We start from the raw sequence: 18,823 nt of genomic DNA, 5'->3' as shown, positions 1-18,823 counted from the left end.
GATGGCGCGAGATATTCCAAGTATTGCAGCCATTGAAGCGGCTTTATTGCGTGATGTTTTAAATAAAACAGGGCCTTTGCGACCATCGCGCATTTCAGACTTACAAGTTCGTGCCGCAGGTACTGCGTCAGCAATTGAGGGCTTGTACGAGCATCAAGAGTGGATTGTTCAGCAGATTTTTCCTGATACCGCCGATACCGACATGCTGGAACGCCATTGCGCCGTGCGTAAAATCACTCGCAAAGCGGCGGTATCGGCAGGTGGTACGGTCGCCGCAACAGGGCAAGCCGGGTTAACTATTCCAACGGGCCTGACATTACAACACGCCGATGGCCGTGCTTATCGATCTACAGCACCGGCACTGATTAATGGGGCTGGATTAGCAACAGTATCAGTCAGCGCCGTATTAGCGGGTGAAGCTGGCTCAATGGTTGCGGGGCAAGCCCTTACATGGCAATCGCCGCCGCTCGGCGTTGCGGGTAACGCAACAAGTAACGAGATTACTGGCGGCACAGACCTTGAAGCGGATGACAGTATGCTGGCGCGGCTACTCGATCTGATTCAACGTCCCCCAGCCGGTGGCAATCAATATGACTTTAAACGCTGGGCGCTCGAAGTACCTGGCGTCACAGCGGCCTACGTTTACCCCCTGCGCAGAGGGTTTGGTACTGTCGACGTGGTGATCACCGCTAACGGTGGCTTGCCTTCGCCAGAGGTTCTCGCGAGTACGCAAAGCCATATCGATGACGAACGCCCGGTCACAGCTAAAAACACGGCCGTAATTACTCCAACGCTCAGTGCCATTGCACTCGATTTAAAAATCAAACCCGTTGTGGGTTTTACACTGGCGGCGCTCGATCCAAAAATCCGCGCCGTGATTACCGCGTATTTTGCCGCACTGCAACCGGGTGATCATATGGTGGTCAATAAATTACTCGGCCAGCTCACGACGCTGCCAGGGGTTAGTGACGCCAAAATTACCTCACCTGCGGCCAATGTGCTGGCGATTGTTGATGCCAACCAAGTGCAATGGCTACGCCAAGGCGCGGTGGCTATCGGTTTATTGCCATGATGCACGCTGAATTATTAGCTCGCTTATTGCCCCCCGTTGCGTATCAAGCCAACGAGCCACAGCTTGCTGCTGAGCTGGCCGCAGAAGGTGCTGCACTTGATGCAGCTTTATGTCGTGCCAAACGTATTGCATCAGCAGTAACGCCTTTTGGTGCCGGTGATTTATTGCCCAATTGGGAGCGCGTTTGCGGCTTAAAACCATCGGCTGAAGCGGGTTATCAGCAGCGCTTGCAAGCGGTATTGGCCAAGCTAGCTGAAACCGGTGGCCTCTCTATTCCGTATTTCACCAACCTTGCCGCCAGCATGGGCTACACCATCGCCATTGAAGAGCCACAGCCATTTCGGGCTGGCGTTAATCGTGCTGGCGAGACGATTTATCACCCCGATGTGATGTGGTGTTGGCGCGTCCATGTGAGCGGTAGCAATACGCAATCCTTTAATTTTAGAGCAGGTGTTTCATGTGCCAGTGAGCGCTTGCTGTCTTTTGGCGATCCGGTGCTGGAGTCCGTATTCACGGATTTAAAGCCTGCTTTTTCCTACGTCGATTTCACTTACTCGGGGGGCTAATATGCTGCCAATTCAAAGTCCAGATAATTTATTTCGTGACGGTATACCAGGTTCTGAGTTAGGCACTATTTTGACTGCCGCATGGCTCAATGGCATGCAAGCAGAAAATTTAAGCATTCTGCAAGCAGCAGGAATCGCACCTAGCGCCGCCACCAATCAAATTTTGCTGGCATTGCGTGCCGCTGGGGTGTTTCAGACCGCATCATTGAATGACAACACGACAAAAGCCGCTACCACGGCTTTTGCGCAGCTGCTCGTGAATGGCCGGCTGGTTAAATCAGTTGCAGGTGGTGTGACTGTCAATCTGAGTGCGGTTGAGTCTAGCTTTGCGATTATCGAATTCACCGGCGCGCTAACTGCCAATATTGCGGTGACGGTGCCGAATGTCTCTGGGCATTGGACGATTAAAAACGGCACGACTGGGGCGTTCACACTCACCGTCAAAACTGCAGCGGGCACTGGCGTAGCGATCACGCAAGGCTTGGTCTGGCCGGTGTATTGCGACGGCACAAATGTATTGGATGCGGCGAGTGATTTTAAAGACATCGCGCTCAGTGGGATCTCGACTGCGCCGACGGCGGCTCGATCGGTTAATACGCTTCAACTCGCGAACATGTCCGCTTTGGCCGCTGCAGTTGGCACCGATGGTGGGTTTAGTTTTAGAAATTTGCTGATCAACGCTGCAGGCACGATCAATCAGCGCGGTTATGTCTCGGGTGCTGCGACTACAGCAGCAAATCAATACACACTTGATCGCTGGCGAGTAGTGACGGCGGGCCAAAATCTGAGCTGGGCCGCGAGTGGTGCGGTAATGACGATGACCGCGCCAGCGGGTGGCGTTGAGCAAGTGATTGAAGGTGCCAATATTATCGGCGGTACGTATGTGCTCAATTGGACCGGCACAGCAACCGCGACAGTCGCAGGTACTGCTATCGCAAAAGGTGCATCTTTCACTCTGTCAGCAAACTCAAATGCCGTTGTCCGCTTCACCGGCGGCACATTCAGCATGCCGCAGATTGAGCAGGGGGCAGTGGCGACGGCATTTGAGATGCGGCCCATCAATTCTGAAATTCAATTCTGTCAGCGTTACTATGAGAAAACGTTTCCGCAGGGGATGGCACCGATGAATGGTGTCGGTGCAAGTGGAGCGTGTCTGATTAGCATTGTGTATCAAGGGCAGTCGACAAGTTCTTCTCAGCCGCTTGCGCAGTGGCAATTTAAGGTAGAAAAACGAGCAACGCCCGCGATCCAGATGTTTAATCCCGGCTCTTTGGGGGCTGCGGGACAGTGGGTAAATGGGTCTGGGTCAGCGACATCGTCAAATGCCCGCTGTTTAGCGGCGTCGTCCCGAGGAGCGACATTCGACAATTCTGACACTGCAATCGGGCCGCAGACGTGGTATCTACACGCAATCGCTGATGCTGAACTTTAAAAGGGATCAATCAATATGTATCAATTAACAAGTGGTGCTGATTCAATTCTGCATGTCGAAGCGGGCGCACATATTCCGCGTGGTCATCGACTTTGGGAAGACTACGAGCAATGGCTCGCAGATGGCGGCGTACCGCAGCCAGCTGTGACTGACGAGCAAACACGGCAAAACGTAGTTGAAAAGATCAACGCCTGGCGCGATCAGCAAGAACAAAAGGGCTTTGTCTTTCGCTACGATGAGCATACATGGGACGGCGGCGTGGCGGTCGCAACGCGGCTACAAAACAGCGTCAAAATGCCTGCACTGTCAGATGGGTTTTATTGGACTGATGCCGATAACGTCGATGTGCCGATGACGCTAGAGCAGCTGCAACAACTCAACGCCGCGCATGATCAAGCGATTTTTAATCAAGGGTTTCGGATTCACGATCGACAGCGCACCATGAAAGCTGAAGTCGAAAAACTGAGCGGCGAGGCGCTGTCGGCGTACATCGTCGATTGGCCTAAGTGATCCTATAACCCATTTTTGGGCTTCTCTCTAGCCAAGATAGAGCTGTTTGTTGCGGAGGTTGATATGTAAAACGCTGGCCTGCTTGTGGCCTAGTAATGAGCAAAGATGGAAATGAGACGGCGAACGATCGAGTGTTGTAGCACTCGATCGAACCCGAGCCACTGACTAGACAGTGAACTCAGCCAAGGCCGCTACCCTGTACAGGATGGGCGAAGCCTAGCGCAATAACGGGTTTACGACAAACTATGGAAACGATCCGCTGTGCTCAATGCGACAAAAAGCTCGCAGAAGGCCAATACACTGCACTAAATATCAAATGCCCCCGCTGCGGGGCACTCAATTTACTGAGAGCCAAGAGCTCCGAACCAGAACGCCGTTGAGCATCCTGGATACTATTATATGCATGCCAATCCGATCATTCCATGGCTGGGCGGAAAACGCCGTCTAGCAGATCGCCTGATCCCTTTATTCCCGCCGCATGAATGTTATGTGGAAGTATTTGCCGGTGGCGCAGCTTTGTATTTCCTGCGCCCCGTTCCGGCTAAGACCGAAGTGCTCAACGACATTAACGGCGAGCTGGTCAATCTGTACCGAGTGATCCAAAACCACATGGAAACCTTTGTGCAGCAGTTCAAGTGGGCGCTGTCGAGTCGGCAAATATTTAAATGGGAACAAGAGAAACGCCCTGAGACGCTGACTGACATTCAGCGCGCAGCGCGCTTCTTTTACTTGCAGCAACACGCCTTCGGCGGGCGCGTCGATGGTCAGACCTTTGGTACCGCCACTACCGGCCCATCAATCAACCTATGCCGCATTGAAGAAAATCTCAGCGCGGCATGGATGCGCATGGCTGGAACGTATATCGAGAACTTGGCGTGGCAAGATGTAATGCAGCGCTACGACCGACTGCATAGCTTCTTCTACTGCGACCCGCCGTACTGGCAAACTGAGGGTTACGGTGTCGATTTTGGCTTTGAGCAATACGAGCAGTTAGCCGAGTTCATGCGTAGCTGCAAAGGCAAAGTGATGGTGAGCATCAATGACCATCCTGACATTCGACGCGTGTTCGATGGTTTTTGGATTGAGGGCCTAGACATCAAGTACAGCACCGGCAACGCCCACGGCGCACCGAAGACCAGCAAAGAGCTGGTGATCTGCAACTGGGAGCCACAAGTGATGGGTGGACTGTTCTAACGCGCAACAAAAAGCCCCGCGTTCAAGCGGGGCTAGTGACATTCATCGTGCAATTTGTTTGTATATGCTGCAACATACGCCTAAGCCATTTATCGCGCAAAATCACGCCAAAAATCGCGCCGCGCTACATATTTGGGCGCACGCAACGCGATGCTCTGCGCTGGAGCAAAAATCATCCCTGCGCCGGTTGATCATGATGGCCTCGATACTGATCTTTCCAGCACCCTATTGCCACCCAAGCTAATCTACACAACGCCCTCACACCAATACCCACTCGGTGTAATGATGAGTTTGCCTCGCCGCATGGCCTTACTCGAGCAAGCTGCACAGCACAATGCGTGGATTATTGAGGACGATTACGACAGCGAATTTAGCTACGATCAGCGACCGCTCCCCGCCCTGCAAGGGCTGGATCAGCAAGGCCGTGTGATTTATATCGGCACCTTTAGCAAAGTGCTGTTCCCATCATTACGCATCGCTTATCTTGTTTTGCCACCCGATTTAATCCCGGCCTTTGTCAATGCGCGCGCCGCGTTTGACGGCCATACACCGCAACTGGCGCAAGCCGTCACCGCCGATTTTATGCACCAAGGGCATTTCGCCAGCCATATCCGGCAAATGCGCGTGCTCTATCGTAGCCGCCGAGATTTACTGCTCACTGGCTTGCAACCACTCTCCGAGCTGATTCAAACCGTTAATGTGAACGGCGGCTTGCAATTTGCAGTTGAAGTCGATCATCAGCGCGAACCGCAATGGACCGCAGCCGGCCAAGCGCAAGGCCTCGCGCTACGACCACTGTCGCAATTTTATTTTGGGGAAAGAAAAAAAAGCGGCTGGCTTTTGGGGTATGCATCGCTGAGTAATATTCAAATTAACTCAGCAGTCGATACCCTCAAAAAATGTCTTTGATTGAAGATTTGATTCAATAAAAAGCCAGCTGTACCTTAAAAATAACGATGGCAAGCCATGCAGGCGACAATCAGCGAAGCGAATTGCGCCAAATCACCGTGGGTGGATAAGACAAGACAAGACAATGAGACTCAAGCATTGAGCAATCCGCACCAAGATCGGTTCAATTTACGCCAAAGCCGGTGCAATTCGCAAAAGCTCATTGCCCCCTACGGTTGCATCGAATTCGGATCGATTGCGGCTTAGGAGTGGAAGTTGCAGTTCAGCGCGGGTCACGACCCGCCCTTATACCGCTTTACAACTGAGCCAACTCGCGCATAAAAAAACCGCCATTACTGGCGGTTTTCATTGCATCCGGCGTCTTACCGCTGCGCGAGCAATACGCCGAACAAAATCAATGTGCCTCTTCCCAATTATTGCCAACGCCAACTTCGGCTAATAACGGCACTTTTAGTTGCGCTACGCTAGCCATGATTTCAGGCAGTTTGCGGGTGACTAATTCCAGCTCGGCTTCTGGCACTTCCAAGATCAATTCATCGTGTACTTGCAGTAAGAGCTTGCTGTTTAATTGCTCATCAGCCAACCACTTTGCCACAGCAATCATTGCCAATTTGATTAAATCGGCGGCGGTGCCTTGCATTGGGCCGTTAATCGCGGCGCGCTCAGCGCCAGCGCGTTTGGCGCCATTGCTCGATTTGATTTCGGGCAGCCATAAACGGCGACCAAACACGGTTTCGACATAGCCCAGCTCGCGCACCGATTGCCGAGTTTGCTCCATATAATCGGCCACGCTGTAAAAGCGATTGAAATAGCGCTCGATAAAGGTTTTTGCCGCTTCGCGGGTGATTTCCAATTGCTGCGCCAAGCCAAACACGCCCATACCGTAAATCAAACCAAAGTTAATCGATTTGGCATAACGGCGCTGCTCGCTGCTCACTTCATCCAGCGCAATGCCAAACACTTCGGCCGCAGTGGCTTTGTGAATGTCTTGGCCTTGTTCAAACGCTTTGAGCATCGCAGCGTCGTTAGATAAATGCGCCATAATCCGCAGCTCAATTTGCGAATAATCGGCCGAAACAATTTTGCTGCCCGCTGGCGCGATAAACGCTTCGCGGATTTTGCGGCCCTCTAGCGTGCGCACAGGGATATTTTGCAAATTCGGCTCGGACGAGCTCAAGCGCCCAGTGACTGCGACGGTTTGATTAAAGCTGGTGTGAATTCGGCCGGTTTTTGGGTTCACCATTAAGGGCAGTTTGTCGGTATAGGTAGACTTTAATTTCGACAAACTACGATGCTCGAGCAGCACTTTGGGCAGAGGATAATCTTTGGCCAATTCGCTTAAGACTTCTTCGTCGGTGGATGGCGCGCCTTTCGGGGTTTTTTTAATCACTGGCAATTGCAGTTTTTCAAAAAAGATTTCGCCCAATTGCTTGGGTGAAGCCAAATTAAACGGCTGGCCCGCCAGCTCGTAAGCGTGGTTTTCTAATTCAATTAAGCGCAAGCCAATCTCGTGGCTTTGCTTTTGCAATAAAGCTGAATCGAGCAAAATGCCGTTGCGCTCCATGATGTACAGCACATCGCGCGATGGCATTTCGATGTCGCGATACACTTCCAGCATCCGGCCAGTTAAGCGCGGCTTAAGGGTATGCGCCAGACGCAAAGTAATATCGGCGTCTTCGGCCGCATACCTGGTGGCGGTATCAACATCGACTTCGGCAAAGCCAATTTGCTTGGCGCCTTTGCCGCAAATATCGGCGTATTTAATCGTCGTTTCACCGAGCTCACGCGCTGCTTGATCATCCATATTGTGCTTTTCGTGGCTGGCCAATACGTAAGACATCAATAAAGTGTCATCGCAAATGCCTGCGAGCTCAATGCCGTAATTGGCCAAGACATGTTGATCGTATTTCAGGTTTTGCCCAACTTTGCCGTGCTGGGTTGATTCTAACCACGGCTTTAATAAGGCCAAGGTTTCGTCAAACGGCAGTTGTTCGGCATGATCTGGTCCGCAATGCGCCAACGGCAAGTACGCCGCCTCGCCTTCCGTTACCGAAAAAGACATCCCGACCAAGCGCGCCTGCATGGCGTCAAGGCTGGTGGTTTCGGTATCAAAAGCGGTAATGGCTGCGGCATTGATTTTGGCTAACCAATCGCTCAACTGCGCGGCGGTTTGAATGATTACATAATGCCGCTCAATGCTGGGTGCGGTAGGTATTTCAACCTGCGCCTCATCTAACATTACTTGGGTAGCAATACCCTCAGTTTTTTCTGCAAATAAATCATCACTGCCGCTGCTAACTGCGGGCGCGCGGCTTTCTAATTCGCGCACCCAACTGCGAAAACCAAACTGCTTAAACAACGCCAATAAGGTCGCGCTGTCTTCAGTTGTTGGCACTAAATCGGCAATACCTTGCGGGATTTCGGCGCTGAGATCGACATCGCATTTAATCGTCACCAAGGCTTTGGCCAGCGGCAACCATGGCAAGGTATCGCGCAGATTTTGTCCCACCACGCCTTTGATTTCATCGGCGTGAGCGATCACATTATCCATGGTTTGATATTCAGCCAACCATTTGGCCGCGGTTTTTGGGCCGCATTTAGGCACACCCGGCACGTTGTCCACAGTGTCGCCAATCAATGCCAGATAATCCACGATTTGCTCAGGCCACACATTAAATTTGGCAAACACTTCATCGCGGCGCAGCACTTCGCTGGTCATGCTGTTTTCGATACGGGCAAACTCATCGACCAATTGCGCCATGTCTTTATCGCCAGTCGACATAATGGTGGTAATGCCTTGGCGGCTCGCTTCGCGCGCTAAAGTACCGATCACATCGTCAGCTTCTACCCCATTGATCATCAAAATCGGAATCCCAAACGCAGCCACGGCTTGATGAATCGGCGCGATTTGCACCCGTAGCTCATCGGGCATCGATGGACGCTGCGCTTTATATTGATCGTAAAGTGCATCGCGAAACGTTGGTCCTTTAGCATCGAACACACACGCGATATAATCAGCTGGGGTTTGCTGACGCAGTTTTTTCAACATATTCACAAAGCCATACAGCGCATTGCTAGGTGTACCATCGGGGGCGGTTAAATCTCGAATCGCATGGAAAGCGCGATACAAATAAGATGATCCATCGATTAAAAGCAGCGTTGCCATGCGAGAATTCTCTATACTGTTGTAAGAATGGGGATTGCAACCCACATTATACGCCGTACTCAGGCCAAAGATTCCCAATGCGTTGCGCGCCCTTGTGCAATGCCTTTGCGATGGATTAAAGCCGCACTAATTGATCAGCTTGGTGACAGCTCAACATCGCTCGACCTTATTTTTACTCCCAAGGAGTGCCTCATGCGTCACCTTATTTTGGGCCTTAGCTTTTGTTTGACGCTACCAGCTTTCGCCGCCACTATCGGCGATGGCGTTGCCGATACCCCGCCGGCGATGCCGGCAGAAACCAAATCAAATAAACCACAACCACAACCCGACATCCGTATTGTTGAAAAAGGCGATGCCACGCTCACTGAATACCGCATCAATGGCCGGCTATATCAAATCAAAGTCGTGCCGAAAGTCGGCAAGCCATATTTCTTAATTGATCCTAACGGCCAAGGTAATTTCGTGACGCAAGGCAATATGATTGATAATATCGCCGTCCCAAGCTGGGTTATATTGGAATTCTGAGAGCGCTCCATGTCTGTTTTTACTACCGTCGGCATCGACGAAATTACGCCATTTTTGCACCGCTATTCATTAGGCCAATTGGTCGAGCTTAAAGGCATTTCTGCCGGTGTGACCAATACCAATTATTTTGTCACAACGACGCATGGTAAATATGTACTGACTTTGTTTGAAACCCTGCGCGCCGATGAACTACCTTTTTACGTCAATTTAATGGTACATCTAGCGCAGCACGGCATCGCCGTTGCCGCGCCGATCGCCAATTTGCAACACCAATACATTGATCAACTCAACGGCAAACCAACGCTGATCGTACCTTGCTTGCCTGGCTCGGTCGCCGAATCACCCACCGCAGAACAATGCGCCCAAGTGGGTGAAATGTTGGCCCAAATGCATTTGGCCGCAGCGAGCTATCCAGCCCAAATGCCCAATCCGCGCGGTCCACACTGGTGGACGGCCATTGCGCCAACGCTATATGCATTGATGAAGCCACAAGACGCCGATTTACTCGCTGCTGAAGTGGCACTCCAAGCACAACACCAGCACGATGCGCTGCCAACCGGGGTGATTCATGCGGATTTATTCCGTGATAATGCCTTAATGAATGGCGAGCACGTTGGCGGATTTATTGATTTTTATTATGCCTGCACCGACGTCTTGCTATACGACTTGGCGATCACGCTCAACGATTGGTGCGTGCTCGAGGATGGCGAAATCGATGATGAACGCGCACTGGCAATGCTCAACGCCTACCAAAGCGTGCGGCCACTCAGTCTTGCCGAAATTCAAGCTTGGCCAACACTACTGCGGGCTGCCGCACTGCGTTTTTGGGTATCTCGCTTGCTGGATTTTTACCAACCAGCGGCCGGTGAAATGACGTTTGCTAAAGATCCAAGCCACTTCCAGCGTGTCATCCGCCGACACGCGCAACGTCGCAATTTCTGGGTTTAATATGGCCATCTCGGCAAACGAGTTGCAATCTCATCATTCAGCCTTATTACGCTACGCGCTATTTCAGCTTGGTGATATGCCTTTGGCCGAAGATGTGGTGCAAGAAACCCTACTGGCGGCGCTCGAAAAGCCCGAATCTTTTAGCGGGCAATCGAGCGTCAAAACTTGGTTAACTGCCATTTTGAAATACAAAATTCTTGACGTGCAACGTCGTCGCTACCGTGATCCACAATTGATTTCACCGCTGATCGACGAAGAAAACGATAGAAGCGATTTTGACTCACTGTTTGATTCACACGGCCACTGGGGCAGCGATGCACCACGTAACTGGGGCCAGCCCGAAGCCAATTTAACTGATCAGCATTTCTGGGAAACTTATCATCTTTGCGCCACCAAAATGCCCAAGCGCACCGCAATGGTGTTTACCTTGCGTGAGGTAATGGAGTTAGACATTAGCGAAATTTGTCAGCAATTGGAGATCACCGCGACTAATTGCTCGGTGATGCTGTATCGCGCTCGCATGAGCTTACGGCTGTGTTTAGAAAAAAACTGGTTTGACGAAAAAATATCGGGGACAACATCATGATGAAATGCCGCGATATTTCTTTTTTACTCTCTGAATCACAAGATCGCGCTCTATCTTTAAGCGAAGGCCTACAGCTGCGCCTGCATTTATTTATGTGTCAAAAATGCACTCATTTTTCACACCAACTCAAGGTAATACGCCTCGCGAGCCAAGCTCAAAAAGACGATCGCAAATAACTCATGCCCAGCCATTTTTTGACACAACTTCAGTCGATGACTGAATCTCACGGCCTATTGTTCGGCGAAAACACCGCGCCCTATTGTCTTGATCAACGCCGTCGTTTCCAAGGCCAAGCACTGGCCGTCGCCCGCCCAAAATCAACTGAACAACTGGTTGAACTGGTCAAACTTTGCGCAGAGCACCACATTGCGATGGTGCCACAAGGTGGCAATACCAGTTTATGTGGTGCGGCTACACCAGACAGCAGTGGCCATAGCCTAATTATCGCTTTTGAACGGATGAATCAATTCATCGAAGTCGATGCCGACAACAACACCATTACCGTGGATGCTGGCGTCACGCTACAACAAGTGCAAACCGCCGCTTTAGCCGCCAATCGCTTATTCCCTGCCAATTGGGGTGCGGCAGCCAGCTGCCAAATCGGCGGAGCGCTCGCTACCAATGCCGGCGGCGTCAATGTACTGCGCTACGGCAATATGCGCGAGCTAACCCTCGGTCTCGAAGTCGTGCTGGCTGATGGTACGATTTGGCATGGCTTACGCGGCTTACGCAAAGACAATACCGGCTATGATCTCAAGCAATTATTTGTCGGCGCTGAAGGCACTTTGGGTTTAATTAGCCGTGCGGTATTGCGGCTGTATCCGCTGCCTACGGCGCACGCCACCGCTTTAATCGAAGTGGATTCGCCAGCGATTGCCGTTGAATTACTGCGCGATCTACAAGCGAAAGTGGGCGATCGAGTCACCTCATTTGAGTTGATTTCGCGCCCCTGCCTGGATTTACTACAGCGGCATTTTCCAGCGCTACAACAGCCCTTTAGTCCATCACCGGCTTGGTGTGTTTTGCTTGAGTTGTCTGACGGCGGCAATAGCGAGCAATTAATTTCGCAATTGGCCGAAATTTTATTTGCTTCGGGTTTTAGTAATGCCTATGTGGCACAAAATCAGCGGCAAGCACAAGATTTTTGGCGTTTACGTGAACGCATTCCCGAAGCGCAGCGCATTGAAGGCGTGAGTATTAAACACGATATCAGTATTCCTGTTGGCGACATCCCACGTTTTTTAACTGAATGCCAAAATGAATTAATTCAGCAATACCCCGATGCTAATATCGTGGCTTTTGGTCATTTAGGTGATGGTAATTTGCATTACAACTTGTTTTTAAAAGAAAAAACAGCGTTGATTTATCAATTTGAGCTGGCCATCAATGCCATTGTTTATCGTTTAGTCGCTCAATACAATGGCAGCATTAGTGCTGAGCATGGGATTGGACAATTAAAGAAACAATCACTGAGTCAATATCGAACGGCGACCGAACTTTTAATGATGCGCAGTATTAAACAAGCACTCGATCCACAGCAATTGATGAATCCGGGTAAAGTTTTGCTGGATTTAAACCATCCCATCGATTGATTAGATGAATTAGAGCATGAATGCCTAAGTCATTAATTAGCAATACATATTCAGACAATCGTCATCAGTAATGCGGCGAGGCAACACCAAAACGTAAGAAAATTTTGTGTTTCTCTTTCGTACATCGCAAAAAGAACCCGATTTTTAGATTATTATATCTATTTGCCATGTCTGCGCTTGCTGTATGCTTGCATATCAAGAAACAATACAATACCCATTATAAAATGAGTCGCTATGGATAGGCCTACAAGCAGCTCTGCCAAAAACGCATTCGATTGGCATTTTAGCGAAAATCAAGCGCATTTCGATCCCCTACTCGATTGCTTAGTCGAGCTCACGCGAATTCATGGCACACCGTGGACGCATGAAGCACTGGCAGCCGGCTTGCCTTTGGTTGAAAACCGGCTCACGCCGTCTTTATTGCCACGCGCCGCCAAACGCGCGGGCCTATCGGCACGCGTATTACGCCGCGATATCAAAGAAATCCCCGACCGCTTACTGCCCGCTGTTTTATTGCTTAATGATCAACGCGCGTGTTTATTGCTCGAACGCCAAGCCGATGGCCAATATAAAGTGCGCTTTCCCGAAGGCGCAGAATCGGTTGAAATCTTAAGCGAAGCTGAATTAACTGAACTGTACAGCGGGATTGTGCTGATTGTTCGCCCGCGTTTTCGCTTTGATTTACGCACGCCAGAAATGGGTAAAATTCGTGAGCGGCATTGGTTTTGGGGCGTCGTGTTTGATAATTGGCGAATTTACCGCGATGCCTTAATTGCGGCATTGCTGATTAATATTTTTGCCCTAGCCATGCCCTTGTATTCAATGAATGTTTACGACCGGGTGGTACCCAACCATGCGATGGAGACGCTATGGGTGCTCGCCCTTGGCGCGATCCTCGTCTTAGGTTTTGATTTCGTACTGCGAACTGCACGCGGCTATATCTTGGATGTCGCCTCCAAGCGCATCGACGTGACTTTATCAGCGTTGATTATGGAGCGCGTGTTAGGCATTCAAATGGGATCGCGCCCGGCTTCGGTGGGTTCGTTCACCGCCAATTTGCGGGCGTTTGAATCGGTTCGCGATTTTATTGCTTCGGCCTCGATTACCACTTTGGTCGATCTGCCTTTTGTATTGATCTTCTTTTTAGTTTTAGTTTGGATTTCGCCGTGGCTGGTTTTACCACCATTGGTGGGCGCGATTTTAATTATTGCTTTTGCTTGGCTGGCGCAAGCCAAAATGAATCAATTGGTTGAACTGACCCAACGCGCGTCGGCACAACGCAATGCCACCTTAGTTGAAAGCATGGTTGGACTTGAAACCATCAAAATCATGGGGGCCGAAAGCGAGATGCAACGGCGCTGGGAGCGTGCGACACAGTTTTTAGCGCAAATTGGCGGCCGTTTAAAACTCATGTCAACGACCACCGTCAACTTCGCGCAAGCAGTTACGCAATTGGTGTCGGTCGTGGTGGTAATTGTTGGCGTGTATCTACTGATTGAAGGCCAGCTGTCAATGGGGGGCATTATTGCTGCATCGATGCTGGCTGGCCGGGCGATGGCGCCACTCGGGCAAGTTGCCGGTTTATTGATGCAATATCAAAACGCCAAAACCTCGCTTGGTGCCGTCGAGTCGCATATGCAGATGCCGATTGAACGGCCTGCCGACAGTAACTTTTTGCACCGAGAATCGTTTCGTGGCGAGATTGAATTTCGCAATGTGACATTCAAATATCCGAACAATGACGATATCGCCTTAAAAAACGTCAGTTTTAAAATGAATGCCGGAGAAAAGATCGCCATTATTGGCCGCATCGGCTCAGGAAAATCCACCATTGAAAAGCTGATTTTGGGGCTGTATCAGCCTACAGAGGGCTCGGTACTTGTTGATGGGATTGATACCCGTCAGATTGATCCAGCCGAATTACGCCGGGCCATCGGCTATGTGCCGCAAGATCCTTTACTGTTTTTTGGCTCATTGCGCCAAAACATCGCCATGGGTGCCCCCTATGCCGAAGATAGCCACATTATTGCCGCTGCCGATTTGGCGGGGATTGCCGAATTTGTTAATGCCCATCCGCGTGGCTTTGAAATGCCAATTAGTGAGCGCGGCGAATCACTGTCTGGCGGCCAGCGCCAAGCGATTTCAATCGCCCGCGCGGCACTCAATGACCCGCCGATTTTTATGCTCGACGAACCCAGCAGCGCGATGGACCATCAAAGCGAAGAGCGTTTAAAGGGGCGCTTGCGAACTTATCTGGCCGGTAAAACGATGATTTTGGTCACCCACCGCACCTCATTACTGGAGTTAGTTGATCGACTGATCGTCATCGATCAAGGACAAATCATGGCCGATGGGCCCAAAGCCCAAGTCGTTGAAGCCTTGCAACAAGGTCGAATTGGCAAAGCAGGGAGCAGTTCATAATGCAGCGACTACTGCAAAGCCTCAAATCAATGTGGGCGCGCTTGCAATATTGGAGTGACCGGGCCTTTGATCGCTATTTATTTAGCACCGATAAAAGCGACTTAATCGACGATAGAGACTTCATCGCCGATGCGGACAACGTCATCATGGAGCAAAGCCCGCGCGGCGCTCGCGTGCTGATTCGCACTGCGGCGCTGGCCGTCGCACTGCTCTTACTCTGGGCCGGTTGCGCCAAAATCGACGAAGTCACCAAGGGCGATGGCCGTGTCATTCCATCGAGTGAATTACAAGTGATCCAAAGCTTGGACGGCGGGATCGTCAAACAAATTTTGGTGCATGAAGGCCAAGCGGTTAAAAAAGGCGATTTGCTGATCAAAATTGACTCGACCCGTTTTGCCTCGTCGCTGAATGAAGGCCGCGCACAATATTTGTCGCTCAAAGCCAAAGCCGCCCGCCTTGATGCCATTGCCAATGGCAAAACACTGATTATTCCTGAGGACGTTGAAAAAGAAGCTCCCGATCTCGCCGCACAAGAAAAACTACTGTATCAATCCAAAATGGCCGAACTCGATGCCAGCATGGGCATTGCCAAGCAGCAACTGAATCAACGATCACAAGAGCTCAACGAAGTTCGCACCAAGCGTGAGCAAGCGACTCAAGGCTATGACCTGACCAAGCGAGAACTCGATGCAACCCGACCGCTACTAAAAAGCGGCGCGGTCTCGGATGTTGAGATTTTACGCTTAGAACGCGATGTATCTCGCTACAAAGGCGATATGGACGGGGCTTCTGCACAGATACCCCGTATTCAATCCTCAATTGCCGAAGCGGGCCGAAAATCGCAAGAAGTCGACTTGATGTTTCGCAATCAAGCGCGTACTGAGCTAGCCGAAACCTCAGGCAAACTCAGTAGTATCAGCCAAGGCAATTTAGGCTTGGCTGATCGGGTGAAACAATCGGATATTCGCTCGCCTATGGATGGCACGGTCAAGCAGCTGTTTGCCAATACCGTGGGTGGCGTCGTCCAACCGGGTAAAGACATTATTGAAATCGTCCCTGCCGGCGAAAGCTTACTACTCGAAGCCAAAGTCTTACCTAAAGACATTGCCTTTTTACGTTCTGCACAACCGGCTTTAGTTAAATTTTCTGCCTATGACTTTTCAGTCTATGGTGGATTAGATGCTGAAGTTGTCAACATCAGTGCAGATACGGTCAAAGACGAGAAAGGTAACGCTTTTTATTTGGTTCGAGTCAAAACCAAAAATAGCTTTTTAGAAAAAGACGGCAAACGTTTACCAATTATTCCGGGGATGATGGCTGAAGTGGATATTTTGACCGGTAAAAAAACCATTCTTTCATATTTAATCAAGCCAGTACTGCGGGCTAAATCCTCTGCGTTGACCGAACGATGATCCCTGCCATTTATTTTTATACTCAAGACAGCGGCCTATTGCGCCACTGGCAAGCCAGCTTTGATGGCGTTGAGTTGCCACAACAAGAATGGGCGCATGCTGCCGACAGCATTGCAGTCATCGACAGCCAATACCCCATGCTGCCGGCATGGAACGAACCGATTTGGCAGCAGCGGATGCAGCATCAGTACGTCATTGTGGTTAACACTTGCCCCAATGATGAAGAAGGCTATGCCGTGCTTTTGGCTGGCGCAGCGGCGTATTGCCATGCAGCGGCCCCCAAAGAATTATTACAGCAAGTCATTAGTGCCGTTGTTTCTGGCGAAATCTGGGCTGGGCGTAGCTTGGTGCTGCGCTTACTCAATGCGGTCAACCGCCTACCGGCCAAACGCGATGCGCTGTTAATCCTATCGGACCGTGAACGTGAAGTCGCACACGCGGCAGCCCGTGGGCAAAGTAATAAAGAAATCGCCCGCACGCTCAATATCACCGAACGCACGGTTAAAGCGCATTTAAGTGCCTGCTTCGAGAAGCTCGGTCTCAGCGACCGGGTTCAGCTGACACTAAAAGTCAACGGTATAAATTAATCACGCAAGTTGTACTTCAGTACAATCGCATTTGTCATAAGCTGTGCGTAGACTTCTAAATAGAATATTCTATCTGGAGTCTTACCATGGCCGAGCAAATCATTGCAGCAAACAGTGGCGCAAAACAACAAATCGTCGTCGTTCAAGGCGAAGCATTTATTAAAGATGCTCGCGGTCAGCTGCAAGCGATTAAAGCCGGCGATGTCTTGCTCGAAGGCCAAATCATCGTCACCGATGCCCAAGGCCACCTCACCGTATTACTCCCGAATGGACAAATCATCGAATTGGGCGCGGATCGATCTTTATTGATCGACGGCGACTTGCTCGGCACCGCGCCCACCGACAGCACCGAAGCGGCCGTCGCCAAAACCAATGACAGTGCCGACCAAATCATTAATGCCCTCAACGAAGGCAAAGATCTCTCTACCGATTTAGAGGCGACCGCCGCAGGTCTCAGTGCCGGTGCCGGAGGTGGTGAAGGTAGTGGTTTTGTGCGTTTAATGCGCGTCGCCGAAGGCGTTGACCCTCTTAGTTTTAATTTTGCAACCGCGCTCGACACCTTTGAGCCACCGCCTACAGCCAACTTTGCCGATGCCATTGCTGCCGAAGTTATTGCCGACAACATCAATCCAGAATTTGTGGATAGCAATAATATTCCCCTCGGCACTGACCAAGCCACCACCACGCCAGAAGACACCCCAGTTAGCGGCCAACTCGTCGCCAAAGACGACAACGGCGATGTACTCGTCTTTAGCAAAACCAGCGACCCAAGCCACGGCACCGTCGTGGTCAATGCCAATGGCGCGTACACCTACATCCCCAACAAAGATTACACCGGCCCAGACAGCTTCCAAGTTCAAGTCAGCGACGGCAAAGGCGGCACTGACACCCTTACTGTGAATGTGGGCGTGACCCCGACATCCGATCCAGCGATTATCGGTGGCGTAAAACAAGGTGACGTGACTGAAGATGTGACAGTCGTGGGCAATGAAATCAAAACCCAAGGTCAGTTGACCATTACCGATCCGGACGCTGGCGAAGCCGTGTTCCGCCCCCAAAATACGCCGGGCACGTATGGCCAGTTTACCGTTAATGATGCTGGCTTGTGGACGTATACCGTCAACAACAACCAAGCCGTTGTGCAAGGCTTGGACGACAAAGAAACCCTCACTGAAAGCTTCACGGTCTTGTCCAAAGACGGTACGCCAGTAACGATTACGGTGGTCGTGAACGGCACCAATGATGCACCTGTTGCGACTGCTTCGACACTGAACGTGAAAGAAAACGACGCGAAGGTGGATGGTAAATTGATCGCCACCGATGTCGACGTGGAAACCCTCACCTTCGCCGCTAAAAATCCATTACCAGCTGGCTTGATGCTCAAACCCGACGGCAGCTACACCTTTGACCCAACTGATCCAGCCTACAACAGCCTCAAAGCCGGTGAAGAACTTAAAATCACCGTGCCGTACACTGTCACCGATGGCACTGTGACGGTGGATAGCAGCTTGTCGTTGACCATTACCGGCACCAACGACAAGCCGGTCGTAACGCCACCGATTAACCCACCAACGCCCGTGAACTTTGACCCGAACACCGGCACCTATACCCACAATGTGGCTGAAGACACCGTGGTGATTGGTCAAGTCACCGGCACGGATGTGGATGGCGATATCTTGTCGTTCACCCAAGCAAGCAACCCAACGCACGGCACCGTGACGATGAAGCTCGACGGTACCTATATCTACACGCCCAACCTCGACTACGTCGGTCCCGACAGCTTTACCGTCACCGTCTCCGATGGTCAAGGCGGTACCGCCTTGGCGACCGTCAACATCAATCTCTCCGCGACATCCGATCCAGCGATTATCGGTGGCGTAAAACAAGGTGACGTGACTGAAGA

Annotated in this window: 17 protein-coding genes; 16 read left to right on the top strand and 1 reads right to left on the bottom strand. The window is 51.0% G+C overall.

What is annotated here, in order from left to right; all coding sequences use genetic code 11:
- Position 1 precedes the first annotated feature (1 nt).
- The 7 genes from Q0V82_RS02995 (at position 2) to Q0V82_RS02965 (ending at position 5,683) form a co-directional block, all read left to right on the top strand.
- The gene (locus Q0V82_RS02995; RefSeq protein WP_297572556.1) at positions 2 to 1,072 is read left to right on the top strand and encodes a baseplate J/gp47 family protein; all 1,071 of its coding nucleotides are present in this window, start codon (positions 2 to 4) and stop codon (positions 1,070 to 1,072) included.
- A complete protein-coding gene (locus tag Q0V82_RS02990) occupies positions 1,069 to 1,638 on the top strand; it encodes a YmfQ family protein (RefSeq protein ID WP_297572554.1) in 570 nt (189 codons plus the stop codon). Before Q0V82_RS02995 ends, Q0V82_RS02990 begins: the two co-directional genes overlap by 4 nt.
- A 1-nt stretch (position 1,639) precedes the next feature.
- A complete protein-coding gene (locus Q0V82_RS02985; protein ID WP_297572553.1) occupies positions 1,640 to 3,070 on the top strand; it encodes a hypothetical protein in 1,431 nt (476 codons plus the stop codon).
- Between the two features lie 15 nt (positions 3,071 to 3,085).
- A complete protein-coding gene (locus Q0V82_RS02980; protein WP_297572551.1) occupies positions 3,086 to 3,580 on the top strand; it encodes a DUF4376 domain-containing protein in 495 nt (164 codons plus the stop codon).
- Positions 3,581 to 3,825: 245 nt separating this feature from the next.
- Entirely contained in the window at positions 3,826 to 3,960 is a 135-nt protein-coding gene (locus tag Q0V82_RS02975; RefSeq protein ID WP_297572550.1) for a Com family DNA-binding transcriptional regulator, read from the top strand.
- Positions 3,961 to 3,979: 19 nt separating this feature from the next.
- The gene (locus tag Q0V82_RS02970) at positions 3,980 to 4,774 is read left to right on the top strand and encodes a DNA adenine methylase (protein ID WP_297572545.1); all 795 of its coding nucleotides are present in this window, start codon (positions 3,980 to 3,982) and stop codon (positions 4,772 to 4,774) included.
- Positions 4,775 to 4,924: 150 nt separating this feature from the next.
- A complete protein-coding gene (locus tag Q0V82_RS02965; protein WP_374758521.1) occupies positions 4,925 to 5,683 on the top strand; it encodes a PLP-dependent aminotransferase family protein in 759 nt (252 codons plus the stop codon).
- 394 nt (positions 5,684 to 6,077) lie between these two features.
- On the opposite strand, the gene polA is transcribed toward Q0V82_RS02965, so the two are convergent.
- The gene (polA, locus tag Q0V82_RS02960; protein WP_297572540.1) at positions 6,078 to 8,849 is read right to left on the bottom strand and encodes a DNA polymerase I; all 2,772 of its coding nucleotides are present in this window, start codon (positions 8,847 to 8,849) and stop codon (positions 6,078 to 6,080) included.
- Between the two features lie 192 nt (positions 8,850 to 9,041).
- On the opposite strand from polA, the gene Q0V82_RS02955 reads away from it, so the two are divergent.
- From Q0V82_RS02955 to Q0V82_RS02920, 9 genes are all read left to right on the top strand, one after another.
- Complete coding sequence (locus tag Q0V82_RS02955) at positions 9,042 to 9,374, top strand: DUF2782 domain-containing protein (RefSeq protein ID WP_297572537.1); 333 nt, start codon at positions 9,042 to 9,044, stop codon at positions 9,372 to 9,374.
- A gap of 9 nt (positions 9,375 to 9,383) precedes the next feature.
- Entirely contained in the window at positions 9,384 to 10,322 is a 939-nt protein-coding gene (locus Q0V82_RS02950) for a homoserine kinase (protein ID WP_297572533.1), read from the top strand.
- A gap of 1 nt (position 10,323) precedes the next feature.
- On the top strand, positions 10,324 to 10,908 hold the full coding sequence (locus tag Q0V82_RS02945) for a sigma-70 family RNA polymerase sigma factor (RefSeq protein ID WP_297572532.1): 585 nt from the start codon (positions 10,324 to 10,326) through the stop codon (positions 10,906 to 10,908).
- Positions 10,905 to 11,084 carry a zf-HC2 domain-containing protein gene (locus Q0V82_RS16560; protein ID WP_374758520.1) on the top strand — a complete coding sequence of 60 codons (180 nt, stop codon included), beginning with the start codon at positions 10,905 to 10,907 and terminating at the stop codon, positions 11,082 to 11,084. The genes Q0V82_RS02945 and Q0V82_RS16560 overlap by 4 nt, the downstream gene beginning before the upstream one ends.
- Positions 11,085 to 11,120: 36 nt before the next feature.
- A complete protein-coding gene (locus Q0V82_RS02940) occupies positions 11,121 to 12,500 on the top strand; it encodes an FAD-binding oxidoreductase (protein WP_297572530.1) in 1,380 nt (459 codons plus the stop codon).
- Positions 12,501 to 12,734: 234 nt separating this feature from the next.
- Positions 12,735 to 14,921, top strand: a complete 2,187-nt coding sequence (locus tag Q0V82_RS02935; RefSeq protein WP_297572528.1) for a type I secretion system permease/ATPase — start codon at positions 12,735 to 12,737, stop codon at positions 14,919 to 14,921.
- A complete protein-coding gene (locus Q0V82_RS02930) occupies positions 14,921 to 16,333 on the top strand; it encodes an HlyD family type I secretion periplasmic adaptor subunit (protein WP_297572526.1) in 1,413 nt (470 codons plus the stop codon). The genes Q0V82_RS02935 and Q0V82_RS02930 overlap by 1 nt, the downstream gene beginning before the upstream one ends.
- Positions 16,330 to 16,920, top strand: a complete 591-nt coding sequence (locus tag Q0V82_RS02925) for a response regulator transcription factor (RefSeq protein ID WP_297572524.1) — start codon at positions 16,330 to 16,332, stop codon at positions 16,918 to 16,920. The genes Q0V82_RS02930 and Q0V82_RS02925 overlap by 4 nt, the downstream gene beginning before the upstream one ends.
- A gap of 86 nt (positions 16,921 to 17,006) precedes the next feature.
- Positions 17,007 to 18,823, top strand: a 1,817-nt coding sequence (locus tag Q0V82_RS02920; RefSeq protein ID WP_297572522.1) for a retention module-containing protein, incomplete at its 3' end; no start/stop codon positions are given.

Source organism: uncultured Deefgea sp., from assembly GCF_947072475.1.
Taxonomy (GTDB): Bacteria; Pseudomonadota; Gammaproteobacteria; order Burkholderiales; family Chitinibacteraceae; genus Deefgea.
This window is presented reverse-complemented; position numbering and strand designations above follow the sequence as displayed.

What these genes read in the sequence shown, in the direction of transcription:
- Q0V82_RS02995 (WP_297572556.1), top strand. Translation starts at nt 2, where the DNA reads ATGGCGCGAGATATTCCAAGTATTGCAGCCATTGAAGCGGCTTTATTG.
- Q0V82_RS02990 (WP_297572554.1), top strand. Translation starts at nt 1,069, where the DNA reads ATGATGCACGCTGAATTATTAGCTCGCTTATTGCCCCCCGTTGCGTAT.
- Q0V82_RS02985 (WP_297572553.1), top strand. Translation starts at nt 1,640, where the DNA reads ATGCTGCCAATTCAAAGTCCAGATAATTTATTTCGTGACGGTATACCA.
- Q0V82_RS02980 (WP_297572551.1), top strand. Translation starts at nt 3,086, where the DNA reads ATGTATCAATTAACAAGTGGTGCTGATTCAATTCTGCATGTCGAAGCG.
- Q0V82_RS02975 (WP_297572550.1), top strand. Translation starts at nt 3,826, where the DNA reads ATGGAAACGATCCGCTGTGCTCAATGCGACAAAAAGCTCGCAGAAGGC.
- Q0V82_RS02970 (WP_297572545.1), top strand. Translation starts at nt 3,980, where the DNA reads ATGCATGCCAATCCGATCATTCCATGGCTGGGCGGAAAACGCCGTCTA.
- Q0V82_RS02965 (WP_374758521.1), top strand. Translation starts at nt 4,925, where the DNA reads ATGCTCTGCGCTGGAGCAAAAATCATCCCTGCGCCGGTTGATCATGAT.
- polA (WP_297572540.1), bottom strand. Translation starts at nt 8,849, where the DNA reads ATGGCAACGCTGCTTTTAATCGATGGATCATCTTATTTGTATCGCGCT.
- Q0V82_RS02955 (WP_297572537.1), top strand. Translation starts at nt 9,042, where the DNA reads ATGCGTCACCTTATTTTGGGCCTTAGCTTTTGTTTGACGCTACCAGCT.
- Q0V82_RS02950 (WP_297572533.1), top strand. Translation starts at nt 9,384, where the DNA reads ATGTCTGTTTTTACTACCGTCGGCATCGACGAAATTACGCCATTTTTG.
- Q0V82_RS02945 (WP_297572532.1), top strand. Translation starts at nt 10,324, where the DNA reads ATGGCCATCTCGGCAAACGAGTTGCAATCTCATCATTCAGCCTTATTA.
- Q0V82_RS16560 (WP_374758520.1), top strand. Translation starts at nt 10,905, where the DNA reads ATGATGAAATGCCGCGATATTTCTTTTTTACTCTCTGAATCACAAGAT.
- Q0V82_RS02940 (WP_297572530.1), top strand. Translation starts at nt 11,121, where the DNA reads ATGACTGAATCTCACGGCCTATTGTTCGGCGAAAACACCGCGCCCTAT.
- Q0V82_RS02935 (WP_297572528.1), top strand. Translation starts at nt 12,735, where the DNA reads ATGGATAGGCCTACAAGCAGCTCTGCCAAAAACGCATTCGATTGGCAT.
- Q0V82_RS02930 (WP_297572526.1), top strand. Translation starts at nt 14,921, where the DNA reads ATGCAGCGACTACTGCAAAGCCTCAAATCAATGTGGGCGCGCTTGCAA.
- Q0V82_RS02925 (WP_297572524.1), top strand. Translation starts at nt 16,330, where the DNA reads ATGATCCCTGCCATTTATTTTTATACTCAAGACAGCGGCCTATTGCGC.